Source organism: Anaerocolumna sedimenticola, from assembly GCF_009931695.1.
Lineage (GTDB): Bacteria > Bacillota > Clostridia > Lachnospirales > Lachnospiraceae > Anaerocolumna > Anaerocolumna sedimenticola.
The window spans coordinates 2,345,344-2,367,271 of sequence record NZ_CP048000.1; the positions used below are offsets into that span (position 1 = coordinate 2,345,344).

Here is a 21,928-nt window from a genome sequence, read left to right on the forward strand (position 1 = left end):
AAAAATAAACGATAAACAGATTGGAGAAAATAGATGAAACGATATATCATTGGTATTACCGGGGCCAGCGGGAGTGTTCTTGCTAAGCGGCTTTTGAGTTATTTATCGGATACTGAGGCTGAACTTCACATTATTGCTACTGATATGGGAAAAAAAGTGTTTGAATTTGAAACCGGGATTCCCTGGACGCAATTTTTAAGTACAATAAATCAGAATAAGGCAGAAATATGCTCCTATGATAATAATGATATGTTTGCCAGTGTTGCAAGCGGTTCCTTTGTTACGGATGCCATGATGATTGTACCTTGTTCCATGGCTACTGCTGCGAAGATAGCAACCGGCACCGGGGGGAATTTGTTATGCCGCGCTGCAGATGTCTGCCTGAAAGAGAAAACAAAGCTGGTTATTTCGCCTAGGGAAGCACCCCTTAACAGCATCCATCTAAAGAATTTGCTTACCCTTAGTGAAAACGGAAGTATGATACTGCCCCCGGTTCCTATGTTTTATGCGAAATCAGAGGATTATAATGATCTGATGGACGGAATCGTAGGCAGGATCTTAAAATCCGCAGGGATAGAAAATAATTTATATACCGAATGGAGAGGTTAATGTGAATAGTCTCGCGAAATACATGCGAGGTAAAAGCCTCAAATATGAGGTTTGAGAAGAATAGCAAAAGAGCTATTCTTCAGGATTTATGCCCATAAAACATGGGTGTCAGGGTGGATTGTCTCGTAATAGATACAAGCCATTAAAAATATAATTAAAAGAAAGGTATGCCACTTATTGATTTTTTCACCATTTTTATTAGTGGCAGTAACACATCTGTGGGCAGATGTGTTATGCATTGGGTATTAAAATGAAATTAAGAAAATTGCATGTTTTATTCCTTATTGCAGTTATGTTTATATTAACTGCATGTTCAAAAGAAAGAAATACATTAACGGTAGGGATTATGACAGACCTTGACTCCATCCCTTTTATGGTGGCAAAACAGCAGGGTTATTTTTCAGACTATGTAAAATTGGAAGTTTATCAAAGTCCTGTGGACAGGGACAGTGCTTTATATTCCGGTAATCTGGACGGAAGTATCTCTGACGTTTTAGCTGTTTGCCTTGCACAGGAGGGAAAATTCCCGGTTTATGCAACTTCTAAAACCAATGGACGTTACGGTATTGTATCCGGTAAAGATTCTGAAATTACCAGTGCTAAAATGTTAGAGGGAAAAGAAATCGGTCTTAGTTTAAATACTGTTATTGAATATGTTACGGACAGTATGGTGACAGCGGATGGAGGAGATCCTGCTATGCTTAAAAAGACCTCCGTGCCTAAAATACCATCCAGACTGGAACTTTTACAGAATAACCAGATCGATGCAGTTGCCATGCCGGAACCTTATATTACGGCGGCGGGAAAGGCAGGAGAAACCATTGTAAATACTTCCGATGAATACAGTATTAATCTGGGGGTTATGTTATTTACCAAAACTGCAACGGAAAAGAAAACTAAAGAAATAAGAGAATTCTATGAAGCCTATGATAAAGCGGTCGAATATATTAATTCCACCGATCCAAAAGAGTTTATGCCTGCAGTGATAAAAGAACTTGGTCTGCCGGATACTGCTCTGGAGGTAGAATTGCCCCAATATGAAAAAACTACACAGCCGTCAGAAGACCAGGTATTAAACGCTATGAAATGGTTAATTGATAAAGGATTTTTAAAACAGGAATATACATATACAGATCTGGTAAAAGAGATTAAATAGTATGATAGAATTTAATGCAGAAGCCATTTATTATAAAACAGGGCAGCCAATCTTAAAAGATATATCTTTTACTATTAAGCAGGGAGAGATTGTTTCTTTAACCGGTGCATCCGGAATCGGCAAATCTACTATCTTAAAGATTATTGCAGGGATTCATAAAGGGTATGATGGAACACTTGTTATTCCAAGGAACAGCAGAATTGCCTTCATTTCCCAGAGTAATTGCCTCCTTCCCTGGAAAACAGTTTATAATAATATCGTATTACTAAAAAAAGTGGAGGTCGGACAGGTTGATAAAACAAGTGCAAAGAAATTGATAGAAGATCTTGGTTTATCCGGACTTGAAAAACAATATCCGCTCACATTAAGCGGCGGACAATATCAAAGAACGGCACTCGGTCAGGCATTTTTCTATGAACCGGATATTATTTTAATGGATGAACCATTTTCTGCATTAGATGCCAAAACGAAAAGGGAGATTCAGGAACTCTTTTTAAATCTGCAGAAACAACATAATATAACGACCTTATTCGTTACTCATAATATAGATGAAGCAGAGTATTTAGGCAGCAGAATTATTAATCTGGAGAAATGATTGGAGGGATTGATTGTGAAGAAATGGATTGGTATCCTGGCTTTGATTGTACTGTGGCAGGTTACCGCGGTTCTTACCCATAATTACATATTCCCAACATTTTTGCAGGTAATGCAATCATTTGCTGTTAATAGTAACTCTATTATAATTCATGGGTTTTACAGCAGTATAAGATTAATTGCCGGTGTTATTCTGGCTGTAATGATTGGAATGCCTGTGGGTATCTTAATCGGCTACCACAAAACATTAAGTGAATATATATCACCGGTTATATACCTGCTTGCCCCTATTCCTAAAATAGCCTTGCTGCCAATGATTATGTTACTGTTTGGGATAGGAAACTTATCTAAAATATTTATTATTTTTATAATTATGTTTTTTCAGGTTATTGTAGCAGCACATGATGCAGTAAAAAATATACCAGGGGAGTACTTCATACCGCTTAGGACGATTCGTTCGGGGCATAAAGCGATCATTTTACATATTATACTCCCGGCAGTTCTTCCGGAAATGTTCACTTCTGTCAGAATTGGACTTGCCACCGGTATCTCTGTTTTATTTTTTGCAGAAACGTTCGGAACAAGATGGGGACTTGGTTTTTATATAATGGACATGTGGATGAGACTTGATTACAAGCAGATGTATGCCGGTATTTTAGCGCTGGGAATTTTGGGCCTTATCAGTGTATCAGCTGTCAACCGGCTTCAAAGGTGTATCTGTCCCTGGATGCCAAAACAGGAAACAAAATAATTTAGGACGGCGCCTCAGAAATCTTGAATGTTTATCACATAGATTTGTAAAAGACTAGCGTGTGATTATTAATCCATTAAGAGACCGTTTGCCGCCATCGGTATTTAGGTTGTGGCAGAATCGCTTATCTGCCACAACCTTATGTACCGCTATGTGCGGCAACCGAGTGAGAACGTGTCTCTGTTGGATAATAATCACACGCTATTTTTGATACCCTAAAATGTGATAAACATCTCTAAAGGGCGCCGCATTTAGTGCGACAGCCCCATTTCTATGAAATCAAAGTGAGAATTAGCAAGCTATCTTATAATAATTCCAACGCGCAGGGGAACCGAAGAAACTCGCGAAGCGTGTTTCTGCCGGTTGATTAATTTACTATCGTTACCTTAAATTCTTCAGTATGTGATCCAGCTTTGGCTGTTACAATGACAATACCTGCCTTTTTAGCTTTCAGCATACCGGTCTTTGGATTTATGACGGCAAGATTCGTATCGGATATCTGATATATTATTTTGTTTTTTATACCATAAGTACTAACATTAAAATCAAAGGATCGATTCACCTGAATGGATGCCTGCTTTTTGGTGAAAGAAATATAAGGAGCTTTTATTGTAACCTTTATTTTCTTTACGAGAGAACCTGCTTTGGCAGTCACGTATAAGGTGCCGGTTTGTTTTACAGCCAGCCTGCCGGTAGCTTTATTTATTGCCCCAAGCTTAGAATCTGATATACTATAAGCTATCTTATTATCCATACCATATATTTTTGCATTGAAGTTATAGGAATTCCCGGTATAAATAACGGCAGGTTTTTACCAAAACTTATATAAGGATTTTTAACGGTGACTTTGGTTATAAATGTCTTTGTATTTCCGTCTATGGTAACTTTAGTTGTAATGGGTGCACTTCCGGCTTTTATAGCTGTTATTGTTCCGTTTGAGGAAACTGTTGCAACGGATTTTTTACCGGAGCTGAAAGATTTTGAAGCTTTATTAGCATAACCCGCTGGTAATTTCACTGAAATTTTCCCTGTAAGACCTTTATATAAAGCAGTATTTGCCGGTGTGACTTTCACCAGGTTTACTGCCGGAGTTGGAGCCGGAGTTGCCTTCGGAGTCTGAGCCGGTGATGGAGTAGCCGTAATTACAGGTGTTGCCGTCGGTTTCTTTGATGAGCTTGAGGAACTGCCAGAACCATGTTTGTCGGGTTTATGTGTCGGTTTTGCAGTTGGTGTAGCGGTTGGTGCGGTAGTTGGAGTTATAACAGGAACCGTTGGAGTAGGGGTCACAGTATCCGTAGGTGATGGTGTTACAACAGGGCCAGTCGGATTAGGAGTCGGAGTACCGGTAGGAGTCGGAGTACCGGTAGGAGTTGGTGTACCGGTAGGAGTTGGTGTATCGGTAGGGGTTGGAGTTACCGCATCATCAAGCGTAAATAAATCGAAATTCGTCGCGTAATCAAATATTAAAACTGCAAGATCCGATGGGGTTTTATCCGTTAAACCTAATTCTTCTAAATCAAAATCTACCCGGGAAGAGGTGCCTTTGGTATCCTCATCCAATAAATATTCTGCTAAAGGTATAGATAAATCTGTTTTATCAAACAGGTAGACAGCAGCTACATACTGATTGTCTCTTACGGTAACCTGTATATGATTTTCCGCTTCCGATGCGGTTTCCATTGTTGGATTCTCTGTATCTATGGTAACCGGAAATGTCAGGGTATCACGTAGATTATTCTGTTCGTGATTGGAATAATCCAATTCTCCGTTTACTGTAAAATTAACGACAGTATTATTATCTAAAACATTACCATCTTCATCTGTTCCATCCCAGTAAATGTTTTCAAAATAAGCAGGTATCACATAATCCAGTGTAGGATCATAGGTAGTTTTTGGCATATAGGAATAGGAATCTGAAACAATAACATGGTCGTTTTCATCCGTTATGGACCAATTTAAATTCCTGGCATTTCTTAATAAGCTTATTTGTGCAATGTCCAGCCTGTCAAAGGAGTCATCCCCGTTTGGTGAAATAGCTATTTTATCCGAATCTGCCCTGGGCGTATACAAATCATAATATTCGGGATAAATATACGGATTGTAATTACCGATTAGAGCATATGCATCCTGATCAAATGGATTTACGCCTAAGTAACTGCTGCCGTCATCCGTATAAAGTGCATGAATATTTTGCTGATAACCTTGTAAGTCATTAGCGGAGCCGGAATCGAACAGCGGAGCCAGTGTCCAGTCCCCAAAAAATCCCATAAACGGAATCGTTAAATCGTAATTGGTTTCTAATGATTCTAACCGAATAAAACCATCGATAAATTCTCCGTTTTCAAAACCAGAATCCAAAGCCTCTTTTAAATCATCAGATAATTGGATTGTTACGGTTACTTCCACATCGTCCCTTGGATCTACGGTAATAATATCGGTTGCTTCCCCGTTGACGATAAACTCGACCTTTGTATCCCCACTGATATCTTCAGGAGTTTCACCAAGAACACTTCCTAAATCAGTTTCCAGCCTGGTTTCGGTTAATGTATTTGCTGTGGGAATAAAAGTAATCGCTGAACCGGTAACGGATTTTATATGAAAAGATTCTTTATAAAACCCGGTTTTTAATACATCATCGCCAAGGTTTAATTTTGGTCTTTGGTTATCTTCTTCCTCTGTAACATAAAGATAAGCATCTGTATTTACAGCATTATATACATTGACTATACCACTGCCTTGTTTGCGGGGGGAATAGTAGGTCCCGTCTGAATTGGCAGCAGGGGTGGCCGTACTCATTAATAAATCATTTGCCAGTTCCGATTTTTCATATTCCGTGGAGAATTTAGCTGAACTATTGAGGTATTGTTTCATCAGTGCAAAGGTACCGGCAATATGGGGAGCTGCCATAGAAGTTCCGCTCATGCTTCCATACTTGTCAAAAGGCAGAGTGGAATAGATATTTTCACCAGGTGCGGCAATTTCAGGTTTTAGTTTTAAGTCAGGAGTTACACCCCAGGAAGAGAAATCTGAAAGCTGATTTGCCCGGTCGTCAGGGAAAACTTCTGTTTCACCGGAGGCAGTAAGTGTTTTATCTTCCGCATCCAGTAACCGTTCCCCGTCTTCCTCCGTAATGGAAACAGCCGGGATTTCATAATCTGAAATTGCCATGGAAATAGTTCCGGGCTGATTGTTATAAACTACGATACCAATAGCCCCACCTGAAACAGCATTTAACAATTTATCATTAAATGAAATGGAACCTCTTCTAACCAGCGCAATCTTTCCATTTACATTAATTTCTTCGTAATCCTCCGGTTCACCTGCATTCGGTACCGGAACATATTCGATAGCACCGCCGGACACGACACTTAAGTCACTAAAGTAAGGCTGTTCACCTGCCGCAGTCTCTGTATAGGTTATTTTATCTCCCTCCACTTCGAAGTAAGATGCATGGTAATTAGCATTAATCACACTGGCTACGGAAGTGGACGCATTATAGGTAGAGGGTGACCCTACAACGGAAGTATCCGGATTACCGGATAAGGCATTTCCCTCTAATCCGTTATTATAGGAGGAACTGTAACTGTTACCTGCGGAAACTGCCAGATTAATACCCGCTTCTGCAATCCGGTTATATACATCATTAATAGAGGTCTCCCCTTCTTCGGAGAATCCGCTTGGGGAACCTAAACTCATATTAATGACATCTGCACCCAGCGTTACCGTATCATCTAAGGCAGCCAGAATATCTTCCGTGTATGCACCGGTTTCACCGATTTCATCGCTGAATACCTTCATAATCATTAATTGGGCATCCGGTGCTACGCCGGTAATCTCATCACCGTCACCATCCGGTGCGGCTATGGTACCTGCAACATGGGTACCATGGTCATTACCGTTTTGTTCCACTGATTCTTCCGATGGGGTTACTTCCGTATCATAATCGGCATAATCAAAAGCATAGGGTATTTTTGCACTCACATAAGTATCATCTGCGTTATCAATACCGGAATTTAAACCTGCGCTGCTCTCTATTTTTTGCTGGATATCCTGTTTTGTAAATTTAGGGGCGGAGGGTTCTTTTTGAAATCCATTATGGCCGGTATCAAGACCGGTATCCAATACGGCTACAATGGTACCCTCTCCGGTCAACCCCATATCCCATGTTGATACGGCACCGATAGTACCGGTACTGGTATCCATAACCGGTTCAATTTTTTCATAACTTCCTGCTATGTAAGCTGACTTTACATTAGGTAATTTTTTATATCTCTCAGGGATTGGTATTTAACTTTAATTGCAAAGCCGTTCATAACTGCGGTATAATTATAAATTATATCGGTTGTATTTTTTTCGGATTTTAACGCTTTAATTTTATCAGCAACATTTTTCTGCTGTTTTAGTAAACCGCCGGCTATTTGTTCAGCTTCCTCTGTTTCGGCATATTCATCATAACTGACTGGTTCACTGCTTTTAAATTGTCTGGCAGACTGATCATTTTTAAAATGTTCCAGCAGTGGAATTTGTTTTAATTCAACGATTACAATAACTTCATCTTCGGGTGCATAATTCTTTTCCGCATTTTTTTTGTTTATGGTATTTTTATTTATCTCATTAGAGCTTTCGGCTTTTGTAAAAGGCTTAACTTCCTGCGGTGTTCCTGCGGCTTTGGCGTAGGTTACCGGGTATGCGGTTATTGAAGTAATAACAAATACCAGGGCAGTTAAAGCTGCTGTAAGTTTCTTTCTCATTTACATCCCTCTCTCTATGATTATTTCTACCACCCCTATTCGGTAAATTAATTAACAGTTAAGCTCTGGTAGTATTCAGGCTTAAATGAAAAAAGAGTTTTGCAATATGCAACACTCCAGAATAGGAAATGATATTTCTATCGTTCTCATCGTATCACAGTTACCAATAAATTACAATTAAAAAGGGAAACATTCTGTTGACATGCCGGTGCGAACATTTACCAGATTTAAATAGATTTATGGCAGATAAATTATTTTTTAGTCAGTTCATAAGAAAATGAATCAAACTTTTTTTTTGTTTATTGTTACGATTGTAAATTTTCAGAAATACTATATAATGTTATAGTCAATAAAATAAAAGGCGGCGTTAGTGTGAATAGTCTCGCAAAAAAATGCGAGCCATTAGAAGAATAGCAAAAGCGGCTATTCTTCAGGATTTATGCCAGGAAAGCATGGGCGTTAGTGTGAATAGTCTCGCAAAAAAAATGCGAGCCATTAGAAGAATAGCAAAAGCAGCTATTCTTCAGGATTTATGCCAGGAAAGCATGGGCGTTAGTGTGAATATAATTATAGTAACACATCTGCCAGCAGATTTGTTATGCAATGGGAGTTAATATGAAAAATACAATTACAGATTTATTGCACAAGTTATTGGATTTAGGTTATTATCTTGAGAAGTTTTATAGGCATTTCAGGGACAATCAAGATTTTGCTTTGAAAAACACTGCGGCAATTCTTGCGTCAGAAGAAAGAAAGCATATAGAGATTTATAGGAATATTGTAAAGGAAGTAGAAACAAAGGAAGAATATCCAATTGAGGATGAACTTATGGGGTATGTTAATTATCTTCTTATTAATATGAAACAATCACTGAACAACTACGGGATTATTACACCGGGCCAATTAATTGCAAAAGCGATTGATAATGAAAATAAACAGATATTCCTGCTGTCACAAATTATTGAAATGTCAAGCACCGCAGCATTGCCTCCGTATTTTCATGAGATTTTAACATTTCTTTTAAAGGAGGAAAACAACCAGCTTGCCAATCTTCTTCCATTTAATAAATTAGTATGAATTGTCTCGCTAAAAACAAACGGGCCAAAAGCCTCGGGTACGAGGTCCGGAAAATTACCACATAATTCATAAAAACCAATGGATATACTATTGACATGTTATTTAAATAATAGGTATAATCACTGTAATGTTTAAATCATACTTTTTTAAAAAATATTTGAATCAAAAATCAAGAAATCAATCATACGACGGAAGCGAAAATTATGTCAAAAATCAGATCATTTATTAACAAAGGCCATAATATATATTTCATTTTAATACTAACATTTGTTTTCAGTGTAATTTTACGAATCGGTTTAGGTATACTATGCGGGCAGATGAATGTTTTTTATGATGAATTATTGCATTGGAATTTAAGCAAGTCCATATATTATCATTTAGGAAGCAACTTTCGGAACGATATATTAAGTTATAAGGAAATACTATACTCCATAGTATTATCCGTTTCCCACAGTTTTGGTAATGTGCAGACTCAGTATCATATTGCGGTAGGGATTAATTCGGTTTTAATGTCTTCCGTTCTATTTCCGGCATATTTCATGTCAGAGAAATTTCTGAATAACCGGTTTCGTTCCTTTATCATTGCATTTTTAAGTATTATGCTCCCGGAAATGTACTATACTACGAAGATACTCCAGGAGAACCTGTATTATCCCATGGTTATCTGGTTTTTTTATATCTTTATAGTTCTTATATTAAAAAATCAGTATAAGTTAAGAAATATTATTTTTCTTGCCAGCTATATTTTCCTGGTCAGTTTATGTAAACAAATGGCCTTGAATATTTTTGCAGGGGTAGTTTTATATTATATATTGCAGTTTCTTGTTTTTGATAAACAAAACAGGAAAAAGTGTCTGATTAGTTTATTGTATTTTATAACAACTTTTATGGTATTAAAGGTAGCATATGATATTCTGTTTAACATCATAAATGGAATTTCTAAAGAATCCTCAGCCGAATCAACCATAATTGCCATTTTGCAGAATATGTTTGACAGTTATTTATTAAGCAGATTAATTTTCCCTGCCTTATCCTATTTGATATTATCTACTTTATTTTTTAGTTATTTTACAATTACATTACCCTTATCCTTTGGTAAGTTTTTAAATAAAAAAGAAAGTCAGTTATTCCTGCTCATTGGTACTATTTTATTCTCTACCATTATGGTTATCTGCCTCAGAATCATACCGGCAGAAAATTTGGACGAGATAATGCACAGGTTCCATTTTCGGTATATGTTCTATCTAATTGTACCATTATTAATTGTTTTTTTCAGTATTTACGATAAAGTGAAAATAATTAAATTTAATTATTCTATTATAGTAATTTCTTTGTTATACGGATTGTTATTAGGTTATATCAGTATAAAACCTGCGGAGGGTTCTACCATAGACTGCGTAGGTGCAAATTATATTAAATACCTGTTTGACAGTGAGATGATGGTCAACACCTTACGTATGCTGGTTATTATCGGCATAGCTTTCGGAATCTACCTGTTATATAAAAGAAGATTAAATTGTTTTATTCCTTTCTGGTAATAGGGTTATTATTATCAGGTATTATAAATAATCTATATACTTATATTTATATTTATAATGATAAACAAAATTCAGTAAACAAAAATTCGGATGCTCTTGCCCTTAATGATTATTTCGATGAACAGCCGGATTTTAACTGGAGATCCTTATTAATTATTTCGGATAAAAATGTTTCGGATGCGAAACTGGAAACATTCTTAAAACGTCCGGACTATTATTATTCCAAAACAGAGGATTTCTCCAAATATATTAAGGATTATCCCGGTGAATCATTCTGGGATCTTAACCTGTATAGTTTTAACCATCAGTTTCATGATGCAGCCATAGAGTTCCCAAAATATATTCTGACAAACAAATGGTTTTCCATTGAAGGATATGAAAAGGTCAATCTTAATTTAAATAGGTATTATTTGTTTTTAAGAGTGCAAGAAGAATAAGAGAGAAGAGATAGAAAAAAGTGAGCCCCATAAAGATAACCCGGAATGCAAGTAAGTTTATTTGGAATACAATGGGAATCATGTGCAATGCAGGCACATCCTTTTTGTTGTTAATCTTCGTAACACGAATATGCGGAGATTTTAATGCGGGTATTTTTGCCCTGGGATTTGCTAATGCACAATTAATGTTAACCATCGGAAGATATGGTATGCGGGTTTATCAGGCAACGGATATGAAAGGTTCAGTAAGATTTTCTACCTATTATCTTTCCCGAATTTTGACCTGTGCCTGTATGCTGATTATAAGTTTAATTTATATCTTATGGAGTGGTTATACTTTTACGAAAGCAGCCATTGTTTTTAGTATCTGTATTATAAAGATGGCGGATGCCCTGGAAGATGTTTTTCATGGCTTATTTCAGCAAAACGGCCGTATCGATGTTGCAGGAAAATATTTAACCGCAAGAAATTTAATCACCCTGTTAGCTTTTATTATCTTATTAGTAATAACCAAAGATCTTTTATTAACCTGTGTTATTTCCGGACTTTTATCCGTAGCAGCCTGTTTTTTTATAAATGTACCAACTGCTAAAAAAATGACAGATGTTAAATTAGAGCTGAATAAAAAAGAACTGGTTACTTTATTTATAAGCTGCTTTCCCTTATTTATCGGAAGTTTTTTGGCACTTTATATTAATAATATACCGAAATATATGATAGACCGCTATCTGACCGAAGAGATACAAGCTTTTTTTAATATATTATTTATGCCTGCATTTGTGATTAATTTATTCAGCGAATTTATCTTTAAACCCTTATTAACAGACATTGCAATAAAATGGGAACAAAACCAGGTAAAAAGTTTTGTATTTTATATAATTCGTTTAATGTTGGGGATATTAATTATAACAGTAATCGTAGTCGTCGCCGGATATTTTGTCGGAATTGATGTACTGACATTTGTTTATGGAGTAGATTTATTGAAATACAGGAATGAGTTAATCCTGTTATTGATAAGCGGCGGTTTTGGAGCAGGTGTATATCTGTTATTCCATGTATTAACCGCAATGCGCAGGCAGGTAATCCTGCTTGCAGGTTATACGGTTGCTTCCATTATTATAACAGCTATCAGTCCTGTTCTGGTACAAAATTATAATATATTTGGTGCTTCCATTATCTGCTTTATATCAAGTATTATATTATTTTTAATCTTTTTGAGTGTGTTAGTGTTAGCCGTTATTAATAAAATTAAAACAATAAGATAAACTTGTCTTAAGAGGTTTCTTACATAAGAGTAAGAAACAACATTGAAAGGTATGGGTGCAAAATGAAGATACTAATCATAATACCGGTTTACAATGAAGAACATAATATAGAAAAAGTAATCACCCAGTTAAAACAAAATGTACCTTATGCTGATTATATAGTGGTAAATGATTGTTCCAATGACAATACTGTCATGGTCTGTAAAGAAAAAGGTTATCATTATATCTCTCTGCCTGTTAATCTTGGTATAGGAGGAGGAGTACAAGCCGGATACTACTATGCCATAGAACATGATTATGATATTGCCGTACAGATGGATGGTGACGGGCAGCATGATGCCAAATATATTGAAAATATCATAAAACCTATCCTCGATGATGAGGCGGATATTGTTATCGGTTCCCGTTTTATATTAAAGCAGGGATTTCAATCATCCAAATTAAGAAGACTGGGCATTAATTTTTTAAGTATGTTAATCAAGATCTGCAGCGGAACCAAGGTGAAAGACGTTACCAGTGGATTTCGAGCCGTAAACAGGAAATTTATTAAAATATATTCCGAAGAATATTCCCAGGATTACCCCGAACCGGAAGCAATTATTGCTGGTGCTTTATATAAGGGAAGGATAAAAGAAGTTCCTGTCATTATGCATGAAAGAGAAGCAGGCAGCAGTTCCATTCATTCCTGGAAATCTGTTTATTATATGATTAAAGTATCGATTGCTATTTTTACCTATCGGCTTAAATTCTGAATGGGAGGAGTTTACATATGATATCATCATCTCTTCGGGTATTTTTAACGATTGGTTTAGCCTTATATTTTTTTCTCATTTTTACGCTTTTAAAGAGGAAAACTCTTTCATTAAAATATACCTTATTATGGATTTTCGGGGGAGCAGGAATGGCAATACTGCTTATTTTCCCCGAAATATTAAACTGGTTTATTCATATTGTTGATATAAAATTAGCCAGTAATGGGTTGTTTGCCATAATTCTATTTTTTATTTTAATTATACTGATTTCCATAACTTCCATTGTCTCTAAGCAAAGTGATAATATAAAAAGGCTGGTTCAGGATAATGCTTTATTGGAAAAAAGAATCCGGGACCTGGAAACAAAAGCAGAGACGGAAGATATTTCAATTAAAAATTAGTTCACCTTGTTTCGCAATTACCTAAATTGATTGGCTTTTGACACTCGAATCCTAAATGAAAAAAAGAACGAAAAAGGAGATACGGCTTTGAGTACTGTTAGGGAACATACCTTTGTAATTTGTGCATATGAAGAAAGTCCGTTTCTGGAGGAATGTATTCAGTCTCTATTCAGGCAGACAGTAGGTTCTGAACTGATTATGGTTACATCAACCCTAAACGGTTATATAAGCAATCTTGCTGATAAATATGAGATACCTTTAAGGATTAATACAGGGGATAAGGGAATTGTACAGGATTGGAATTTTGCATATAAACAAGCTGATACCAAGTATATTACCATTGCTCATCAGGACGACATCTATTCCAAATATTATACGGAAACTATGTTAAAGGAAATGAAACAGGCAGAACGTCCCTTGATAGGTTTTACGGATTATGCAGAGATAAGGCAGGGAAAAATAGTAAAAAATAATACCATGTTAAAGATAAAACGGCTGATGTTATTGCCGTTAACCCTTCGATATTTGCAAAAAAGCAAACCGGTTAGAAGAAGAATCCTGTCCTTTGGCTGTCCAATCTGCTGTCCATCGGTAACTTTTTATAAAGAGAATCTTCCTGATACCATTTTTCAGGTCGGTTACCGCTCTGATGAGGATTGGCAGGCATGGGAGAAGCTATCACGGCTAAAAGGTGATTTTGTTTATTGCAGCAGGATTCTGACTTATCATAGAATTCATGAGAAATCCGCTACGACATCCATTATCGGAGACAGAGTACGTTCGAAAGAAGATTATGAAATGTTTCGCAGATTTTGGCCTGAGTTTATTGCAAAAGGTTTAGTTAAGTTTTACTCAAAATCAGAAAAATCTAATTCTATGACAAGCGGCAGCAAGATTTGAAAGGCAACGATATAGCCAAATTTTTCGTAAGTTACTTAAGCTTTATGGACATCAGTATAAAGTCCTAATTTTAATGGAGACAGTGCCGAATCTTCAACGGGTTCGATACTCAATAGGTGAAAAAATGAAAATTGGTATAATTACATTTCATAAGGTAAATAACTATGGCGCAGTTTTGCAGGCGTACGCATTACAGAAAACTATAAAAAGTTTAGGATGTGACTGCGATATTATTGATTACAGCAGGAAAAATTTAAGAGATATTTTCCTGTGGCAGAAAAATAAAGTCAAATGTCTTTTAAAAGGGGCTCCGGACCGGCAGGGATATTCAAATCTGGAATTTATACGAATGGTATTAACTACTATATTTTTTAATAAAAAAGCTGTGGCAGTCAAGTTTAATACCTTTCGTAACCGGTATGACTTAAGCAGACCGGTTAACAGTGACACCGTCAAATACATAAATAATGAATACGATCTTTTCCTATCAGGCAGTGATCAGGTTTGGAACTGCGGAAGAGTAATCCTTGATAAAAACTATTTACTCGACTTCGTAGAGGAAAGAAAAAAGAAAGGCAGTTATGCAGCCAGTTTTGGAATCAAGGAAATACCGGATAAATACTTGGCTGAATATAAAAGGCTGCTAACTGATTTTAGGTATCTTTCCGTAAGGGAAACGGCTGGTGCAGACTTAATAAATGAATTGATACACCGGGAGGCAAAGGTTGTATTGGATCCGACTTTACTATTAAGAAAAGAAGAATGGGCGGAACTTGTTGATGTTAAAGCGAATAATGAAGATGTTATCATCGTTTATATGCTTGAATATTCGGAAAGTCTCCTCCGGTTTGCAAGAGAATTATCGGAAAAGGTAAACTGCCCCATACGTCTTTTAAACAAACCCCTCCACAGGAATGTAAAGGAAGATTGCAGAGTTGATGTAGGACCGGTGGAATGGCTTTCGGAAATACAGAATGGAAAGTACATTGTAACGAATTCTTTTCATGGAGTGGCATTTTCCATTAATTTTAACCGTAATTTTTATGTGGAGATAGCAGAAGAAAGGATCAGAGGGGCTATGTCCTCCCGTATAGAACATATTCTGCACACGTTTGGCCTGGAAGACCGGTTAATTCGGAGAAAGAAATACGGCAATTCAAAAAGGAATTATATTAAATTCAACTATTGCAGTGCAGATATAGATTATATTAAAGTAAATAGAAAACTTGAGAAACTAAGGGATGAATCCGTGGATTACTTAAGTAATATGTTATATGTAAAAGATGGAGAAACAATGATAAATTCCCAGGAGTATAAAAAGAAGATCGGATAAAACAATTTGAGATGCCGCCTAAGCGGCATCATGACGGGAAGGTTGAAAGAAAATAATAACAAAGAAAGGACGCCGCATTACAATTCTTTCAACCATTTTTATTTATGGCAGTATTCCATCTGTAAACAGAAGGGATATGCAGGGGGTATGAAAATGATTAATTTATATACGAATAAGGAAAATTGCTGTGGTTGTACGGCCTGCTTAAATATCTGCCCTAAAAAATCCATAACCATGGAAAAAGATAAAGAGGGTTTTTTATATCCTGCCATAGATTCAGAATCCTGTAACGAATGCGGGGCTTGTGTAAGAGTATGCCCTTTTCATAAGAAGGAATTCGAAGAGAAGATTCCCAAAAACCAGGCTGTCTATGCACTCAGACACCCAGAGAAAAGTGTACTGAAGAAAAGCACCTCAGGTGGAGCTTTTACTGTTATCTCTGATTATGTTTTAGATCAGGGCGGAGTTGTTTACGGTGCGGTATTTAATGACCGTTTTGAGGTAATTCACAGCAAGGCAACGGATAAAAAGCAAAGGGATCAAATGAGAGGTTCAAAATACGTTCAAAGCGATATGGGGATTATCTTTAAGGAGATTAAAAATACCCTGGAAAGCGGCAAAACCGTATTATTTACCGGTACGCCCTGTCAGAATGACGGACTTAAAAGCTATCTAAAAAAAGAATATTCAGGCCTGATCCTCTGCGATATTGCCTGCCATGGTGTGCCCAGTCCCAAAGTTTGGACAGACTATAAGGCATATTTGGAAGAAAAGTATAATGATACGATCAAAGAAGTTAATTTCCGCTGTAAAGATACCGGATGGAGAAACAGTTCTTTAAAGGTGGAATTTACGAAACGCAGCCATATAAAAAACATGCAGGAAGATCCTTTTTATATATTATTTTTTTCCCATCTTATCTTAAGGCCATCCTGTCATGAGTGTATCTATGCCAGCTACCACAGAGTAACGGATCTTACGTTAGCAGATTTTTGGGGCATTGAAAAATCAAATCAGGCTTTTCAGGATGATAATGGTGTTTCCCTGGTACTTGCCAATACTAAAAAAGGAAAAGATTTAATAGAGGCAGTTAGAAATAGTGCTGAGATAATAGAAAGCAGTCATAATGATTTTTATCAGCCGATTTTTGAAGTACCCAGTAAAATATCCACCAAACGTAAAGTTTTCTGGGAGGAATACGTATCGAAAGGAAAGATAGAGGTTTTACTGAAATTTGGAAAATTAACACCGGCACAATGGGTGATAAAAAAAATAGCAGTACCGATACTTAAAAAGACTGGCTTGTATCATGTAATAATTAAAGCTTATTTTAAGTAAAACTTGTATCCCGTTTATTTATATGCTAAGATATTTTAGGGCAGTATATAAAACCTGATATCATTGAAAAAGCAGGGGGAAATAACGTGAAACAATTTATTTATGATAAAAGACTATTTATAAGAAGGCTGTTTTTAATAATCCTGGATACTATTTTAATTAATATTGCATCCTTTTCGGCATTATTAATCCGGTTTGACTTCCGTTTGGGTCAGATACCTACGAATTATGCAGAGGCAGTGTTGTCATATACTATTATAAACACGGTAACTTCCATTATTGTATTTTTCTTATTCCGATTATATAACAGCCTTTGGAAATATGCCGGAATTGATGAACTGGTTAATATTATTTTTGCCAGTATGATAGCAGGATTATTGCAGCTTATTGGTATGCATTTCATTTTTACCATACATGTTCCAAGGAGTTACTACCCGTTAAGCACTTTATTTATGATGGCATTAATCAGTATCAGCAGGTTCTTTTACCGTTATGTCAGACGGCTTTCCAAACGCCATCATGGTAGTTCACAGAGCCGGATTATGATTATTGGAGCCGGAGAAGCAGGCAGTTCCATCATACGGGAGATTTCAGTCAGCGGTTATGTAAAGGGCACTGTAATCTGTGCAATTGATGACAGCAAGGATAAATTGGGCAGTTACATACAGGGAGTAAAAGTTGTTGGAGGCCGTGACAAAATAATTGAAGCGGCAGAAAAATATGATATAACCGATATTTTTATAGCAATGCCTTCCGCCTCCAGAAAGGTTATAAAGAAAATCCTTGAAATCTGCAAGGAGACAGGCTGTGTACTAAAAATTCTTCCCGGTATGTATCAAATAATCAATGAGGAAGTAAGTATCACCAGATTAAGAGATGTGGAAATAGAAGACCTGCTTGGCAGGGAACCGGTCAATATTGACATGGAGGGTATTATGAGCTATGTCAAAGGTAAAGTTATTATGGTTACCGGCGGCGGCGGATCAATCGGCAGTGAATTGTGCAGGCAGATTGTAAAACATAAACCCAGGCAGCTGATTATAGTTGATATCTACGAGAATAATGCCTATTTTATACAACAAGAGTTAAAAAGTGAATATCCTGATCTGGACCTGGTGGTTTTAATCGCATCCGTTCGGAATTCAAACCGTATGAACTGGATTATGGAGCATTATAAACCCAATATTATATATCATGCTGCAGCCCATAAACACGTTCCCCTGATGGAAGACAGTCCGAATGAGGCAATTAAAAATAATGTGGGCGGAACCTATAAGATGGCAAAAGCAGCAGATGCTTACTCCGTTGAGAAATTTATACTGATATCTTCCGATAAAGCCGTTAATCCGACTAATATTATGGGGGCTTCCAAGAGAATCTGTGAAATGATTATACAAGCATTTAATAAACGGTCTAAAACGGAATTTGTAGCAGTACGGTTTGGTAATGTATTAGGCAGCAACGGAAGTGTAATTCCTTTATTTAAAGAGCAGATATTACGCGGCGGTCCGGTTACGGTTACCCATCCGGATATTATACGGTATTTTATGACCATACCGGAAGCAGTCTCTCTAGTGCTTCAGGCAGGTGCATATGCCAAGGGTGGTGAAATCTTCGTTCTTGATATGGGAGAACCTGTTAAGATTGCAGAACTTGCCAAGAATCTAATCCGTTTATCCGGTTATGAGCCGGGAAGGGATATTTCTATTGAATTTACCGGATTAAGGCCTGGAGAAAAGTTATATGAAGAACTACTGATGGATGAAGAAGGCTTACAGGATACCAAAAATAAATTAATACATATCGGAAAACCAATCGAAATGGATGAAGAAGCAATTCTAAGAGAGGTAGAGGAATTAGACAGTGCTGCAAAAGAAGAAACCGATGATATTAGAACACGCGTGAAACAACTGGTGCCTACTTATGTAATTAAAGAATAAACAAACACAACTGCAGGGAGCAGATGGTCAGAGCCTGTAATAAAATCATGGATTTTGTTACAGGCTCTTTAATTTCCGTGAAAGCAAAGTGAGAATTAGCAAGCTTGCATGTAATAATTCGAACGAAAAGCGTGTTTCTTCCGGTTTCTTTAACTTTGATTCCGTTGACAATGAATCTGGAAATGATTTAATTATAGTGTACGAATCTGTTACTGAATCGATCTGTCAGAGAATGTAAAATTTTATGAAACGGTTTAATTGGTTTTTATATGAAACGCTTTTATGCTTTGTATACTATATAATACTGGAAATAAAAGAAACGAAACAATAATGCCAAATACATTTTGAAGTAAATTGAATGGTACACCGGTTATTGCTGTAGCAAAACCAAGTCCCATTATATAAGCTTCAAATATAAAATATCCGCCCGTTACCACTACACCACCCAATATTCCCGCTATGACAACTGAAACCATTTTCAGCCAAAGCTTGGGGGTAATAGAGCTAATTACATGAAAAGCAATACTGCCGGCAACTGCGGCTAATGCTTTAATGATAAATGTAGCGGCAGCATAACCAGCGTATCCTGAAAAAAGGTCTGCAAACATAGATCCTATTCCGGCTGCTAAACCACCGTAGACAGGTCCCAGGATAATACCGGATAACAATACAAAACCATCCCCATATGAATATAACCGGATGTAGGAGAGGGGATTTTAATTATCATGGTTGCGATGCAAGTCATGGCTGCCATTAATGCTGCTACCACGATTTTAAAAGTTTTATTATTCATTGTTATTACTCCTTTCAACGATTTAATTATCGGATTCATTTTACTTGTTGATACTTTATAATAATATTGGCATGATTAAAAGTTCCAGAATTAATAAAAATAATAGTACCAGATGTGCAAAAAAGAGTAAACTGAAAAGATTAATCTCCAAAACGGCCAAATTGATTTTAAAATTCGTTGCTTTATAGAATAAGAAAGAGTATGTACATTGAGTAATTTGATGTATAATAGATACAGGAGATACGGTACAGGAGGAAAAAGTATAGTGTAAATCTAAGTAATCTAATAATATAATTATAAAAAGTATAGTTAATGTATGAGGAATAAGAAATGAAGAAGCTGCTTGTTATAGGAAGTTTAAATATGGATATAGTAATAAATGTAGAGAATATGCCTTTAACCGGTGAAACTATACTGGGTAAAGATATTAAATACATTCCCGGTGGCAAAGGGGCAAACCAGGGGTTTTCCGCCGGAAAACTTGGTAAAAATGTAACTATGTTAGGCTGTGTTGGGCAGGATGAATTTGGTGAGGTGCTACTAAACAATTTATCGCGGACAAATGTTGATATCAGTTATATGAAAAAAAGTAAAGATCTAAAAACGGGTACTGCATTTATTTATGTAAATCGGGAAGGAAATAATAGTATTGTGGTAGTTCCCGGGGCTAACAGCCAATGTGATAAGAATTATCTGGTTGAACATGATAAGCAGATTCAGGAATGTGATTTTATACTGCTCCAGATGGAGATTCCGGAGACTGCTGTATATTATGTAATTCAAAGAGCAAAGCAGTTAGGTAAAACGGTGATTTTGAATCCTGCGCCTGCACCGGAAAAAATTCCGGATGTAATACTGAAAGACATAGATTATTTAACGCCTAATGAAACAGAATTAGCCAGATTAACAAATAACTCTTGTGAAAAGTTAGAGGATATGATAGATGCTTCCTATATACTGATTCAAAAAGGAGTGAAAAACGTTTTGGTTACATTAGGAGAAAGAGGAGCGCTTCTAGTAAATGAAAATGGTACGGAAGTGTTTGCAACGCGAAAAGTAAAACCTGTGGACACAACTGCCGCAGGAGATTGCTTTAGTGCGGCTTTCGTTATTGCATTAGCAGAAGGAAAATCTCAGAAAGAAGCGATTTCTTTTGCAAATGCCGCATCTTCCATCGCTGTTACAAGACCAGGGGCTCAAAGCTCCATACCGACTCGAGAAGAAACGGATAAATTATTATTAAGTTGAGATACTATATTAAGCAATTGCTAGGCAATTGCGAAACTAGCTTATTGCATCTATATACCATGCAAATAATACAATTTCAGAGCTGAATCTTGCCTGAAAGGCAACTTAAAGCCATGAAATTCGTATTAATTGTATGGTATATTCGAAAAACTATATAGTTTCGCAATTATCTACAAATTTATATACATTTGAAAGGAGATATTTATGGATATACATAAATTATTAGAACAAGTAAAGAACAATGAGATAGACCTTGCAGAGGCGGAAAATTTACTAAAGAAACTGCCTTATGAAGATTTGGGATTTGCTAAACTGGATCACCACAGAACTTTACGGTCCGGTTTTGGAGAAGTAGTATTTTGCCAGGGAAAATCAATTCCTCATCTTAGGGATATTTTTGTTCGATTTTATGAACGTGATACCAATGTTTTAGGAACCAGAGCCAGTGTAGAGCAATATGAAGAAGTAAAAAAAGTATTACCCATGGTGGAATATGATCCAACCTCCCGTATCTTATCCATACAAAAAATTAAAAAGCAGGGTGTGGGCTGTGTGGCAGTATGTACAGGCGGCACTTCCGATATCCCCGTGGCGGAAGAAGCAGCTCAAACGGCTGAATTTTTTGGTTCAAATGTATTAAGAATATATGATGTGGGGGTAGCCGGAATTCATAGGCTTCTTTCCAAAATGGACGATATCCATAAAGCCAATTGTATTATAGCAGTTGCCGGAATGGAGGGTGCATTAGGCGGAGTAGTTGCGGGACTTGTTGATAAACCGGTAATTGCAGTTCCCACGTCAATTGGTTATGGTGCTAACTTCGGTGGATTATCTGCACTGCTTACCATGCTTAATTCCTGCGCGGAAGGTTTGGCAGTGGTTAATATTGATAACGGCTTTGGAGCCGGTTATATAGCTACACAGATAAACCGTTTAAAAAATGAATAATAGAATAGCTGCAAGCTTGCTAATTCTCACTTTGCTTTCACGGAAATAAAAAGGGGTTGTTGCAAATCAATTAACTAATCCGGACCTCATCTGGATG

The 21,928-nt window shown here is 36.7% G+C and carries 19 protein-coding genes and 1 pseudogene; 16 read left to right on the plus strand and 4 right to left on the minus strand.

Annotated features, from left to right (window positions below; genetic code table 11):
* Positions 1-33 precede the first annotated feature (33 nt).
* The 4 genes from Ana3638_RS10315 (at position 34) to Ana3638_RS10330 (ending at position 3,110) form a co-directional block, all read left to right on the plus strand.
* Positions 34-609 carry a UbiX family flavin prenyltransferase gene (locus Ana3638_RS10315; RefSeq protein ID WP_161837943.1) on the plus strand — a complete coding sequence of 192 codons (576 nt, stop codon included), beginning with the start codon at positions 34-36 and terminating at the stop codon, positions 607-609.
* 250 nt (positions 610-859) lie between these two features.
* Complete coding sequence (locus Ana3638_RS10320) at positions 860-1,765, plus strand: ABC transporter substrate-binding protein (RefSeq protein WP_161837944.1); 906 nt, start codon at positions 860-862, stop codon at positions 1,763-1,765.
* A 1-nt stretch (position 1,766) separates the two neighbouring features.
* The gene (locus Ana3638_RS10325; protein WP_161837945.1) at positions 1,767-2,360 is read left to right on the plus strand and encodes an ABC transporter ATP-binding protein; all 594 of its coding nucleotides are present in this window, start codon (positions 1,767-1,769) and stop codon (positions 2,358-2,360) included.
* A gap of 15 nt (positions 2,361-2,375) precedes the next feature.
* Positions 2,376-3,110 (plus strand): ABC transporter permease, encoded by a 735-nt coding sequence (locus Ana3638_RS10330; protein WP_161837946.1) that lies wholly within the window; start codon positions 2,376-2,378, stop codon positions 3,108-3,110.
* Between the two features lie 367 nt (positions 3,111-3,477).
* Here the strand turns inward: Ana3638_RS10330 and Ana3638_RS10335 are convergent, their stop codons facing one another.
* Genes Ana3638_RS10335 through Ana3638_RS10345 form a run of 3 tightly spaced genes read right to left on the minus strand, consistent with a single transcriptional unit; the run spans position 3,478 to position 7,861 of the window.
* A complete protein-coding gene (locus Ana3638_RS10335) occupies positions 3,478-3,864 on the minus strand; it encodes a hypothetical protein (RefSeq protein ID WP_161837947.1) in 387 nt (128 codons plus the stop codon).
* Entirely contained in the window at positions 3,849-7,313 is a 3,465-nt protein-coding gene (locus tag Ana3638_RS25715) for a S8 family serine peptidase (RefSeq protein ID WP_161837948.1), read from the minus strand. Before Ana3638_RS25715 ends, Ana3638_RS10335 begins: the two co-directional genes overlap by 16 nt.
* Before the next feature lie 44 nt (positions 7,314-7,357).
* On the minus strand, positions 7,358-7,861 hold the full coding sequence (locus tag Ana3638_RS10345) for a hypothetical protein (RefSeq protein WP_161837949.1): 504 nt from the start codon (positions 7,859-7,861) through the stop codon (positions 7,358-7,360).
* Between the two features lie 615 nt (positions 7,862-8,476).
* Here Ana3638_RS10345 and Ana3638_RS10350 point away from each other — a divergent pair.
* From Ana3638_RS10350 to Ana3638_RS10395, 10 genes are all read left to right on the plus strand, one after another.
* The gene (locus Ana3638_RS10350; RefSeq protein ID WP_161837950.1) at positions 8,477-8,938 is read left to right on the plus strand and encodes a hypothetical protein; all 462 of its coding nucleotides are present in this window, start codon (positions 8,477-8,479) and stop codon (positions 8,936-8,938) included.
* Between the two features lie 203 nt (positions 8,939-9,141).
* Entirely contained in the window at positions 9,142-10,476 is a 1,335-nt protein-coding gene (locus tag Ana3638_RS10355) for a hypothetical protein (RefSeq protein ID WP_161837951.1), read from the plus strand.
* A complete protein-coding gene (locus tag Ana3638_RS10360; protein ID WP_161837952.1) occupies positions 10,455-10,913 on the plus strand; it encodes a hypothetical protein in 459 nt (152 codons plus the stop codon). Before Ana3638_RS10355 ends, Ana3638_RS10360 begins: the two co-directional genes overlap by 22 nt.
* Before the next feature lie 20 nt (positions 10,914-10,933).
* Positions 10,934-12,178, plus strand: coding sequence for a lipopolysaccharide biosynthesis protein (locus Ana3638_RS10365; RefSeq protein ID WP_161837953.1), 1,245 nt, complete (start codon positions 10,934-10,936; stop codon positions 12,176-12,178).
* A gap of 62 nt (positions 12,179-12,240) precedes the next feature.
* Entirely contained in the window at positions 12,241-12,930 is a 690-nt protein-coding gene (locus Ana3638_RS10370) for a glycosyltransferase family 2 protein (protein WP_161837954.1), read from the plus strand.
* Between the two features lie 17 nt (positions 12,931-12,947).
* A complete protein-coding gene (locus Ana3638_RS10375; RefSeq protein WP_161837955.1) occupies positions 12,948-13,331 on the plus strand; it encodes a DUF2304 domain-containing protein in 384 nt (127 codons plus the stop codon).
* 87 nt (positions 13,332-13,418) lie between these two features.
* Positions 13,419-14,231 (plus strand): glycosyltransferase family A protein, encoded by an 813-nt coding sequence (locus Ana3638_RS10380; RefSeq protein WP_161837956.1) that lies wholly within the window; start codon positions 13,419-13,421, stop codon positions 14,229-14,231.
* 124 nt (positions 14,232-14,355) lie between these two features.
* Positions 14,356-15,564, plus strand: a complete 1,209-nt coding sequence (locus tag Ana3638_RS10385; protein ID WP_161837957.1) for a polysaccharide pyruvyl transferase family protein — start codon at positions 14,356-14,358, stop codon at positions 15,562-15,564.
* Positions 15,565-15,717: 153 nt separating this feature from the next.
* Positions 15,718-16,902, plus strand: coding sequence for a Coenzyme F420 hydrogenase/dehydrogenase, beta subunit C-terminal domain (locus Ana3638_RS10390; protein ID WP_161837958.1), 1,185 nt, complete (start codon positions 15,718-15,720; stop codon positions 16,900-16,902).
* Between the two features lie 86 nt (positions 16,903-16,988).
* Complete coding sequence (locus Ana3638_RS10395; protein ID WP_161837959.1) at positions 16,989-18,842, plus strand: polysaccharide biosynthesis protein; 1,854 nt, start codon at positions 16,989-16,991, stop codon at positions 18,840-18,842.
* 254 nt (positions 18,843-19,096) lie between these two features.
* Here Ana3638_RS10395 and Ana3638_RS10400 read toward each other — a convergent pair.
* Positions 19,097-19,674 (minus strand): annotated as a pseudogene (locus Ana3638_RS10400) (ECF transporter S component).
* A gap of 291 nt (positions 19,675-19,965) precedes the next feature.
* Here Ana3638_RS10400 and rbsK point away from each other — a divergent pair.
* Both rbsK and larB read left to right on the plus strand, forming a co-directional pair.
* Positions 19,966-20,883 (plus strand): ribokinase, encoded by a 918-nt coding sequence (gene rbsK, locus Ana3638_RS10405; protein WP_161837960.1) that lies wholly within the window; start codon positions 19,966-19,968, stop codon positions 20,881-20,883.
* 204 nt (positions 20,884-21,087) lie between these two features.
* A complete protein-coding gene (gene larB, locus Ana3638_RS10410) occupies positions 21,088-21,831 on the plus strand; it encodes a nickel pincer cofactor biosynthesis protein LarB (protein WP_161837961.1) in 744 nt (247 codons plus the stop codon).
* Positions 21,832-21,928: the final 97 nt, after the last annotated feature.